8 protein-coding genes and 1 tRNA gene are annotated in these 11,032 nt (G+C 64.0%); all 9 read left to right on the top strand.

Annotation, left to right across the window (positions count from 1 at the left end; all coding sequences use genetic code 11):
• Nucleotides 1-10: 10 nt before the first annotated feature.
• A tRNA-Trp gene (locus HA630_RS18025) sits at nt 11-86 on the top strand.
• Between the two features lie 115 nt (nt 87-201).
• On the top strand, nt 202-582 hold the full coding sequence (gene secE / locus HA630_RS18020) for a preprotein translocase subunit SecE (protein ID WP_166836495.1): 381 nt from the start codon (nt 202-204) through the stop codon (nt 580-582).
• Between the two features lie 2 nt (nt 583-584).
• Nucleotides 585-1,163 (top strand): transcription termination/antitermination protein NusG, encoded by a 579-nt coding sequence (nusG, locus tag HA630_RS18015; RefSeq protein ID WP_166836493.1) that lies wholly within the window; start codon nt 585-587, stop codon nt 1,161-1,163.
• A gap of 246 nt (nt 1,164-1,409) precedes the next feature.
• Nucleotides 1,410-1,841, top strand: a complete 432-nt coding sequence (gene rplK / locus HA630_RS18010) for a 50S ribosomal protein L11 (RefSeq protein ID WP_166836491.1) — start codon at nt 1,410-1,412, stop codon at nt 1,839-1,841.
• Nucleotide 1,842: 1 nt separating this feature from the next.
• Complete coding sequence (rplA, locus tag HA630_RS18005) at nt 1,843-2,538, top strand: 50S ribosomal protein L1 (RefSeq protein ID WP_166836489.1); 696 nt, start codon at nt 1,843-1,845, stop codon at nt 2,536-2,538.
• 236 nt (nt 2,539-2,774) lie between these two features.
• Entirely contained in the window at nt 2,775-3,275 is a 501-nt protein-coding gene (rplJ, locus tag HA630_RS18000) for a 50S ribosomal protein L10 (protein ID WP_101048189.1), read from the top strand.
• A 40-nt stretch (nt 3,276-3,315) separates the two neighbouring features.
• Entirely contained in the window at nt 3,316-3,690 is a 375-nt protein-coding gene (rplL, locus tag HA630_RS17995) for a 50S ribosomal protein L7/L12 (protein ID WP_166836487.1), read from the top strand.
• Nucleotides 3,691-3,951: 261 nt separating this feature from the next.
• Nucleotides 3,952-8,067 carry a DNA-directed RNA polymerase subunit beta gene (gene rpoB, locus HA630_RS17990; protein ID WP_166836485.1) on the top strand — a complete coding sequence of 1,372 codons (4,116 nt, stop codon included), beginning with the start codon at nt 3,952-3,954 and terminating at the stop codon, nt 8,065-8,067.
• 26 nt (nt 8,068-8,093) lie between these two features.
• Nucleotides 8,094-11,032: DNA-directed RNA polymerase subunit beta' (rpoC, locus tag HA630_RS17985; protein WP_243855512.1), on the top strand; the 2,939-nt coding region annotated here is incomplete at its 3' end.

Below are 11,032 nucleotides of genomic sequence, written 5' to 3'. Positions count from 1 at the left end.
TTTCGGTTCTAGGGGTATAGCTCAATTGGCAGAGCGTCGGTCTCCAAAACCGAAGGTTGTAGGTTCGATTCCTACTGCCCCTGCCACCCGGCAGTAAGCGATCTTCGGGTCGCTCGCCCAAGTGGTTGCAAAGCCCGCCGAAGTCGCAAGACCTCTGGTGGGCTTGTTTTTCTAGCGCGCAGACTTGTAGGCACAGCACAGATGGCCACCACAGATGTAGAAACCGTCGGCACGGGTGCCGACAAAGCGAAGCTCGCGGTCGCGGCCCTGTTGGTGGTCGGCGGCTTTGTGGCGTTTTACCTGCTGTCGGCCCAGGGTTCGCTGGCGCAGTGGGCGGCGTTGCTGGTGGCCTTGGGTGCCGCGGTCGGGGTGTTCGGTGTGTCCGACGCCGGGCGCCGTCTGGTGGCCTATGGCAAGGATTCGTGGAAAGAGGTCAAGAAGGTCGTGTGGCCGACGCGCCGCGAATCGATCCAGATGACCGCCTACGTGTTTGTGTTTGTGTTTGTGATGGCCCTGTTCCTGTGGCTGACCGACAAAACCCTGGAGTGGGTGTTGTACGACCTGTTCCTGGGCTGGAGATGACTATGACCGAATCGACCGACATCACCACCATGAACGCCGCGCCCGCCGAGGGCATGCGCTGGTATGTGGTCCATGCGTACTCGGGCATGGAAAAGGCCGCCGAGCGCAACATCCTGGAGCGGGTGCAGCGCGCCGGCATGCAGGACAAGTTTGGCCGCATCCTGGTGCCCACCGAAGAAGTGGTGGAGATCAAGAACGGCCAGAAGCGCACCACCGAACGCAAGTTCTTCCCCGGCTACGTTCTGGTCGAAATGGTGATGGACGACGACACCTGGCACCTGGTCAAAAACACCAGCAAAGTGACCGGTTTTGTCGGTGGCGCCCGCAACCGTCCTTCGCCCATTTCCGAGGGCGAGGTGCAGAAGATCGTCAGCCAGATGCAGGAAGGTTCCGACAAGCCGCGCCACAAGGTGGAGTTCATCACCGGCGAATACGTGCGCGTCAAGGAAGGTCCGTTCACCGACTTCAACGGCACCGTGGAAGAGGTCAACTACGAGAAGAACAAGCTGCGCGTCTCGGTCACGATCTTTGGTCGTGCGACCCCGGTCGAGCTCGAATTCAACCAGGTCGAAAAAACCTGAGCCGGCGCGCCGTTCTTGGCGACCGACGCGGGTCGCTGCACAGTCTTGCCAGTGGCTCAAAACTGGCGTTATAATTCCAAATTCCGCCGAAGCGAGCAATCGCCTTGGCGTTTTTTGCTGGCGCTGTCGGTCCGACGCCGGCGTCCGGTGGGTGTGATGCGCCCGCTGGCTCGAATCCCGGACCTTTACCGCGAGGAGGCGGCTGGCGTGGCGCCAGGCCGCCGATAGCACTCGCAGGAGTCACACATGGCGAAGAAAATCGTCGGCTTCATCAAGCTGCAAGTGCCAGCTGGTAAGGCCAACCCCTCTCCCCCGATCGGTCCGGCGCTGGGTCAGCGCGGCCTGAACATCATGGAGTTCTGCAAGGCGTTCAACGCCCAGACCCAGGGCGTCGAGCCCGGTCTGCCGCTGCCGGTGGTGATCACTGCCTTCGCGGACAAGAGCTTCACCTTCATCATCAAGACCCCCCCGGCGACGACCCTCATCAAGAAGGCCATCAAGCTGGACAAGGGCTCTTCGGTGCCGAACAAGCAGAAGGTCGGCAAGATCACCCGCGCTCAGCTGGAAGAGATCGCCAAGACCAAGCTGAAAGACATGAACGCCGCCGACATCGAAGGCGCCGTGAAGACCCTGGCGGGTTCTGCCCGTTCCATGGGCGTGATTGTGGAGGGCGTGTGACATGGCCAAGCTGACCAAGAAACAAAAAGCCTTTGAAGGCAAGGTGGACTCCACCAAGCTGTACCCGCTGACCGAAGCCCTGGCCATCGTCAAAGAGTGCGCCAACGCCAAGTTCGACGAGTCCATCGACGTGGCCGTGCAGCTGGGCGTGGACGCCAAGAAGTCCGACCAGGTGGTGCGCGGCGCCGTGGTGCTGCCCAACGGCACCGGCAAGACCAAGCGCGTGGCCGTGTTCGCCCAGGGTGCCAAGGCCGAAGAAGCCAAGGCCGCTGGTGCCGACGTGGTGGGTTTTGAAGACCTGGCCGCCGAAGTCAAGGCCGGCAAGATGGAATTCGACGTGGTGATCGCCTCTCCGGACGCGATGCGCATCGTCGGTACCCTGGGCCAGATCCTGGGCCCGCGCGGCCTGATGCCCAACCCCAAGGTCGGCACCGTGACGCCCGACGTGGCCACCGCGGTGAAGAACGCCAAGGCCGGTCAGGTGCAGTTCCGCGTGGACAAGGCCGGTATCGTGCACGGCACCATCGGTCGCCGCTCCTTCGACAACGACAAGCTGCAGGGCAACCTGGCCGCGTTGATCGATGCCCTGAACAAGGCCAAGCCGGCTTCGTCCAAGGGTCAGTACCTGCGCAAGGTCGCCGTGTCGTCCACCATGGGTGTGGGCGTGCGCGTGGACGTGCCGTCCATCGCGGCCTGATCGCGTGAGTGAATGTGGGTGCCCCTTGGGGTGCCCGTGGTGGTGGGTCCCGGTCGCGCCAGTGGCCGGGAGCCATCCAAGACCGCTGGTGCGGTGGGCCTCCGGGCACGCCGCTTAATGACGCAGGCGCCAGCGCAGATGGCGATCCCGCCGCAGATGGATGTGTTCCAAAACGGTTGGTCGCTGCAAGAAGGTGCAGGGAAGGTTTTTCGACCCTGCTTTTTAAGGAGTAGACCTTGAGTCTGAATCGCAGTGAGAAGCAGGCCGTCATCGACGAGGTGTCGGCACTCGCCGCTAAAGCTCAAACGCTCGTGATGGCGGAATACCGCGGCATCACGGTCGCTGCCCTGACCCAGTTGCGCGTTGCCGCCCGCAGCCAAGGTGTGAGCCTGAGTGTTCTGAAGAACACCCTGGCCCGCCGCGCTGTGACCGGCACCGGCTTCGAGGCAGGCGCCGACCAGATGACCGGTCCGCTGATCTATGGCTTCTCGGAAGACGCCGTGGCCGCCGCCAAGGTGGTGGCCGACTTCGCGAAAACCAACGACAAGTTGGTGATCCGCGGTGGCGTGTATTCCGGCAAGGCCCTGGACGCGAACGGCGTGAAGCAGCTGGCCAGCATTCCTTCGAAGGAAGTGCTGTTGGCGCAGTTGTTGGGCTTGATGCAATCCCCCATCTCCCGCACCGCCCGTGTGCTGGCCGCTCTGGCCGAGAAAAAGGGCGAGGCACAGGCCGCCTAAGGCGCGCCGACCTCGACCAATCGTTATTTAGGAAATCAAAATGGCATTCGACAAAGACGCATTTTTGACCGCTCTGGACAGCATGAGCGTCATGGAACTCAACGACCTGGTGAAAGCCATCGAAGAGAAGTTCGGCGTGTCCGCCGCCGCCATGGCCGCCCCGGCTGCCGCCGGCGGTGCCGCTGCCCCGGCCGCTGAAGAGAAGACCGAATTCGACGTGGTCCTGCAAGAAGCCGGCGCCAACAAGGTGTCCGTCATCAAGGCCGTGCGCGAAATCACCGGTCTGGGCCTGAAAGAAGCCAAGGACCTGGTGGACGGCGCTCCCAAGACCGTCAAGGAAGCCCTGCCCAAGGCCGACGCCGAAGCCGCTGTCAAGAAGCTGGTGGAAGCCGGCGCCAAAGCCGAACTCAAGTAATTCGGCCGCGCTCCAAGGCTGGAAGGTCCGCAAGGGCTTTCCAGCCTTTTGGCGCTTACAGAGCGCACCGCCAAAACGCCTCGCGCAGACGTTTTGGCCGTGTCTTCTGACCCCGACTGCAGAAGACGGCTTGGTTCGGGTCCGCGTGCAATGCGCGGACCGTCCGCCACAGACTGGTAGAGGCCAGTCACCAAGAACCAGGGGTGCGCGCCCACGCGCCGCTGCCGATCAGTCGCCGCAGACCTCAAGCCCGGAGATCTCATGGCTCAATATTCATACACCGAACGCAAACGCATCCGCAAGAGCTTTGGCAGCCGCGAAAACGTGCTGGAAATCCCTTACCTCTTGCAGATGCAGAAGGACGCGTACACCGCGTTCTTGCAGGCCGACCTGGCCCCGCGCAAGCGGGCCGCCGAGGGCCTGCAGGCCGCGTTCGAGTCGGCCTTCCCCATCGTCTCGCACAACGGCTTCGTGGAAATGAAGTTCGTCGAGTACAACCTGGCCAAGCCGGCGTTCGACGTGCGCGAGTGCCAGACCCGGGGTTTGACGTTTGCGTCGGCAGTGCGCGCCCGCGTGCAACTGATCATTTACGACCGCGAGTCCTCGACCAGCCAGTCCAAGGTGGTCAAGGAAGTGAAGGAGCAAGAGGTCTACATGGGCGAAGTGCCCCTGATGACCGACAAGGGCTCCTTCATCATCAACGGCACCGAGCGCGTGATCGTGTCCCAGCTGCACCGCTCGCCCGGTGTCTTTTTCGAGCACGACAAGGGCAAGACGCACAGCTCGGGCAAGCTGTTGTTCAGCGCCCGCATCATCCCCTACCGCGGTTCCTGGCTGGACTTCGAATTCGACCCGAAGGACCTGCTGTACTTCCGCGTCGACCGCCGCCGCAAGATGCCGGTCACCATCCTGCTCAAGGCCATCGGCCTGACGCCGGAAACCATCCTCGCCAACTTCTTCGTCAACGACCACTTCCGCCTGATGGACAGCGGCGCCCAGATGGCCTACGTGTCCGAGCGCCTGCGCGGCGAGGTGGCGCGTTTCGACATCACCGACAAGAGCGGCAACGTGGTGGTGGCCAAGGACAAGCGCATCACCGCGCGCCACACCCGCGAGCTGGAGCAGTCGGGCACCACCCACATCAGCGTGCCGGAAGACTTCCTGCTGGGCCGCGTGGTCGCCAAGAACGTGGTGGACCCGGACACGGGTGAGATCATCGCCAAGGCCAACGACGAGCTGACCGAAGCGCTGCTGAAGAAGTTGCGCAGCGCCGGCATCCAGGAACTGGCCTGCATCTACACCAACGAGCTGGACCAGGGCGCCTACATCAGCCAGACCCTGCGCACCGACGAAACCACCGACGAGTTCGCCGCGCGCGTGGCCATCTACCGCATGATGCGCCCCGGCGAGCCGCCGACCGAGGACGCGGTGCAGGCCCTGTTCCACCGCCTGTTCTACAACCCGGACACCTACGACCTGTCGCGCGTGGGCCGCATGAAGTTCAACGCCCGAGTGGGCCGCGACGAAGCCACCGGCCCCATGGTGCTGTCCAACGAGGACATCATGGCCGTGGTCAAGATCCTGGTGGACCTGCGCAACGGCAAGGGCGAGGTGGACGACATCGACCACCTGGGCAACCGCCGCGTGCGTTGCGTCGGCGAACTGGCCGAGAACCAGTACCGCACCGGTCTGGCCCGCATCGAGAAGGCCGTGAAAGAGCGTCTGGGCCAGGCCGAGCAAGATCCGCTGATGCCGCACGACCTGATCAACTCCAAGCCGATTTCCGCGGCCCTGAAGGAGTTCTTCGGCGCGTCCCAGTTGTCGCAGTTCATGGACCAGACCAACCCGCTGGCCGAGATCACGCACAAGCGCCGCGTCTCCGCCCTGGGCCCGGGCGGTCTGACCCGCGAGCGCGCCGGCTTCGAGGTGCGCGACGTGCACGTGACCCACTACGGCCGCGTCTGCCCGATCGAAACGCCGGAAGGCCCGAACATCGGCCTGATCAACTCGCTGGCCCTGTACGCCCGCCTGAACGAATACGGTTTCATCGAAACCCCGTACCGCCGCGTGGTGGACGGCCAGGTGACCAACCAGATCGACTACCTGTCGGCCATCGAGGAAGGCAAGTACGTGATCGCCCAGGCGAACGCGACGCTGGACGCCGAAGGCCGCCTGACCGGCGAGCTGATTTCCGCCCGTGAAAAGGGCGAATCCATCCTGACCAGCGCCGACACCATCCAGTACATGGACGTGTCGCCAGCGCAGATCGTCTCGGTGGCGGCGTCGCTGGTGCCCTTCCTGGAGCACGACGACGCGAACCGCGCGCTGATGGGCGCCAACATGTCGCGCCAGGCCGTGCCCACGCTGCGCCCGGAAAAGCCGATGGTCGGCACCGGCATCGAGCGCGTGGCCGCGATCGACTCCGGCACCGTGGTCACCGCCAAGCGCGGCGGTGTGGTGGATTACGTGGACGCGACCCGCATCGTGATCCGCGTCAACGACGCCGAGGCCGTGGCCGGTGAAGTGGGTGTGGACATCTACAACCTGATCAAGTACCAGCGTTCCAACCAGAACACCAACATCCACCAGCGACCCATCGTCAAGAAGGGCGACCTGCTGGCCAAGGGCGACGTGATCGCCGACGGTGCGTCGACCGACCTGGGTGAGATCTCGATCGGCCAGAACATGCTGATCGCCTTCATGCCCTGGAACGGCTACAACTTCGAGGACTCGATCCTGATCAGCGAGCGCGTGGTGTCGGAAGACCGCTACACCTCCATCCACATCGAGGAACTGGTGGTGATGGCGCGCGACACCAAGCTGGGTGCGGAAGAAATCACCCGCGACATCCCCAACCTGGCCGAGCAGCAGCTGAACCGCCTGGACGAGTCCGGCATCATCTATGTCGGTGCCGAGGTGCTGCCGGGTGACGTGCTGGTGGGCAAGGTGACGCCCAAGGGCGAAACCACGCTGACGCCGGAAGAAAAGCTGCTGCGCGCCATCTTCGGCGAGAAGGCGTCCGACGTGAAGGACACCTCGCTGCGCGTGGACCAGGGTTCCAGCGGCACCGTGATCGACGTGCAGGTCTTCACCCGCGAAGGCATCACGCGCGACAAGCGCGCCCAGCAGATCATCGACGACGAGCTCAAGCGCTTCCGCCTGGACCTGAACGACCAGCTGCGCATCGTGGAAGCCGACGCCTTCGACCGGATCGAGAAGCTGCTGATCGGCAAGGTCGCCAACGGCGGCCCGAAGAAGCTGGCCAAAGGCACCACCCTGGACAAGGCCTACCTGGCCGAGGTCGAGAAGTACCACTGGTTCGACATCCGCCCGGCCGACGAGACCGTGGCCGCGCAGCTGGAGTCGATCAAGAACTCCATGGAGCAGACGCGCCACAGCTTCGACCTGGCGTTTGAAGAAAAGCGCAAGAAGCTGACCCAGGGCGACGACCTGCCGGCCGGCGTGCTGAAGATGGTCAAGGTCTACCTGGCCGTCAAGCGCCGCCTGCAGCCGGGCGACAAGATGGCCGGCCGCCACGGCAACAAAGGTGTGGTCTCCAAGATCACCCCGGTGGAAGACATGCCTTACATGGCCGACGGCACCCCCGTCGACATCGTGCTGAATCCGCTGGGCGTGCCGTCGCGCATGAACATCGGTCAGGTGCTGGAAGTCCACCTGGGCTGGGCCGGCAAGGGCCTGGGCCAGCGCATCAGCGACATGCTGCAGCGCGAAGCCGCCACCACCGAGATCCGTGGCTTCCTGGAGCAGATCTACAACCGTGCCGGTCGCCAGGAAAACCTGAACGACCTGTCGGACGCCGAAGTGCGCTCCATGGCGCAGGAACTGACCAAGGGCGTGCCCTTCGCCTCGCCGGTGTTCGACGGGGCCTCGGAAGACGAGATCCGCGACATGCTCAAGCTGGCCTACCCGGACGACATCGCCCAGGCCAAGGGCCTGACCGCGACCCGTACCCAGGCGCAGTTGTACGACGGCCGCACCGGCGACGCCTTCGAGCGCGTCACCACCGTCGGCTACATGCACTACCTGAAGCTGCACCACCTGGTCGACGACAAGATGCACGCCCGGTCCACCGGTCCGTACAGCCTGGTCACCCAGCAGCCGCTGGGCGGCAAGGCGCAGTTCGGTGGCCAGCGTTTCGGGGAGATGGAGGTGTGGGCGCTGGAAGCCTACGGCGCGTCCTACATCCTGCAGGAAATGCTCACCGTCAAGTCCGACGACGTGCAGGGCCGCACCAAGGTGTACGAGTCCATCGTCAAGGGCGAGCACGCGATCGACGCCGGCATGCCGGAATCGTTCAACGTGCTGGTCAAGGAAATCCGCTCGCTCGGTATCGACATCGAGCTGGAACGCTCCTGATTCACTGAAGTAAAGGAAAGCAGACTATGAAATCCTTGCTCGACCTGTTCAAGCAGTTCACGCCCGACGAGCATTTCGATGCCATCCGCATCGGCCTGGCCTCGCCGGAAAAAATCCGCTCCTGGTCTTTCGGTGAAGTCAAGAAGCCCGAGACCATCAACTACCGAACCTTCAAGCCCGAGCGCGATGGCCTGTTCTGCGCCAAGATCTTCGGCCCCATCAAGGACTACGAGTGCCTGTGCGGCAAGTACAAGCGCCTGAAGCACCGCGGCGTGATCTGCGAGAAGTGCGGCGTGGAAGTGACCCAGACCAAGGTGCGCCGCGAGCGCATGGGCCACATCGACCTGGCCGCGCCTTGCGCCCACATCTGGTTCCTGAAGTCGCTGCCGTCGCGTCTGGGCATGGTGCTCGACATGACGCTGCGCGACATCGAGCGCGTGCTGTACTTTGAAGCCTACGTGATCGTGGACCCGGGCATGACCCCGCTGAAGAAGTTCAGCATCATGTCCGAGGACGACTACGACGCCAAGCTCAAGGAGTACGGCGACGAGTTCGTGGCCAAGATGGGCGCCGAGGGCATCAAGGACTTGCTGGAGTCGATCGACATCGACAGCGAGATCGAGAAGCTGCGCAACGACCTGACCGGCTCCGAGCTGAAGATCAAGAAGAACGCCAAGCGCCTGAAGGTGCTGGAGGCGTTCAAGAAGTCGGGCATCAAGCCCGAGTGGATGGTGCTGGACGTGCTGCCCGTGCTGCCGCCGGACCTGCGTCCGCTGGTGCCGCTGGACGGTGGCCGCTTCGCCACCTCCGACCTGAACGACCTGTACCGCCGCGTCATCAACCGCAACAGCCGTCTGCGCCGTTTGCTGGAGCTGAAGGCCCCGGAAATCATCGCGCGCAACGAAAAGCGCATGCTGCAGGAAGCCGTGGACAGCCTGCTGGACAACGGCCGCCGTGGCAAGGCCATGACGGGCGCCAACAAGCGTGCCCTGAAGTCGCTGGCCGACATGATCAAGGGCAAGAGCGGCCGCTTCCGCCAGAACTTGCTGGGCAAGCGGGTGGACTACTCGGGCCGTTCCGTCATCACCGTGGGCCCGACCCTCAAGCTGCACCAGTGCGGCCTGCCCAAGCTGATGGCGCTGGAGCTGTTCAAGCCCTTCATCTTCGCCAAGCTGGAGAACATGGGCATCGCCACCACCATCAAGGCGGCGAAAAAGGAAGTGGAAGCCGGCACGCCGGTGGTGTGGGACATCCTGGAAGATGTCATCAAGGAACACCCGGTGCTGCTCAACCGCGCACCGACGCTGCACCGCCTGGGCATCCAGGCCTTCGAGCCCATCCTGATCGAAGGCAAGGCCATTCAACTGCACCCGCTGGTGTGTTCCGCCTTCAACGCCGACTTCGACGGCGACCAGATGGCCGTGCACGTGCCGCTGTCGGTGGAAGCGCAGATGGAAGCCCGCACGCTGATGCTGGCCTCCAACAACGTGCTGTTCCCGGCCAACGGTGAACCGTCGATCGTGCCGTCGCAAGACGTGGTGCTGGGCCTGTACTACACCACCCGCGAGCGCACCAACGGCAAGGGCGAAGGCATGGTGTTTGCCGACGTGCTGGAGGTGCAGCGCGCCCTGGACGCCGGTGTGGTCGAGCTGACCGCCAAGATCAGCGTGCGCCTGACCGAGTACGTCAAGGACAAGGACAGCGGCGAATTCACCCCGGTGACCAAGCTGGTGGACACGACCGTGGGCCGTGCGCTGCTGAGCGAAATCCTGCCCAAGGGCCTGGCCTTCGAGAACCTGAACAAGGCGCTCAAGAAGAAGGAAATCTCCAAGCTGATCAACACCAGCTTCCGCAAGTGCGGCCTGAAGGACACCGTGGTGTTCGCCGACAAGCTGCTGCAGAACGGTTTCCGCCTGGCCACCCGCGCCGGCATTTCCATCGCCATCGACGACATGCTGGTGCCGGCCGAGAAGCACACCATCATCGAGCGTGCCGAGGCCGAGGTCAAGGAAATCGCCCAGCAGTACTCGTCCGGTCTGGTGACCGCCGGCGAGCGCTACAACAAGGTGGTGGACATCTGGGGCAAGGCCGGTGACGACATCTCCAAAGTGATGATGGAGCACCTGAAGAAGGAAAAGACCATCGACCGCTCCGGCCAGGAAGTCGACCAGGAGTCCTTCAACTCCATCTACATGATGGCCGACTCCGGTGCGCGCGGCTCCGCCGCCCAGATCCGCCAGCTGGCCGGCATGCGCGGCCTGATGGCCAAGCCCGACGGCTCCATCATCGAGACCCCCATCACGGCCAACTTCCGTGAAGGTCTGAACGTGTTGCAGTACTTCATCTCCACCCACGGCGCCCGCAAGGGCTTGGCCGACACGGCGCTGAAGACCGCGAACTCCGGTTACCTGACCCGCCGTCTGGTGGACGTGACCCAGGACCTGGTGGTGACCGAGGACGATTGCGGCACCGCCAACGGCACGCTGATGCGCGCCATCGTCGAGGGCGGTGAGGTGATCGAGTCGCTGCGCGACCGCATCCTGGGCCGCACCACGGCCGAAGAGGTGCTGAACCCCGAGAACCAGAGCGTGCTGATCCCGGCCGGCCAGATGCTGGACGAGGACGCCTGCGACCTGATCGACAGCGTGGGCGTGGACGAGGTGCGCGTGCGCACCGCCCTGACCTGCGAAACCCGCTACGGTCTGTGCGCCAAGTGCTATGGCCGCGACCTGGGCCGCGGCGGTCTGGTGAACGTGGGCGAAGCCGTCGGTGTGATCGCGGCGCAGTCCATCGGCGAACCCGGCACCCAGCTGACCATGCGCACCTTCCACATCGGTGGTGCGGCGTCGCGCGCGGCGGTGGCCTCCAGCGTGGAAGCCAAGTCCAACGGCATCATCGGCTTCAACGCCACGATGCGCTACGTGACCAACACCAAGGGCGAACTGGTGGTGATCGCGCGTTCCGG

The sequence above is a fragment of the Aquabacterium sp. A08 genome, assembly GCF_011742065.1.
Note: the sequence above shows the minus strand (reverse complement) of the source record. Positions and strands in the feature narration are given on the sequence as shown.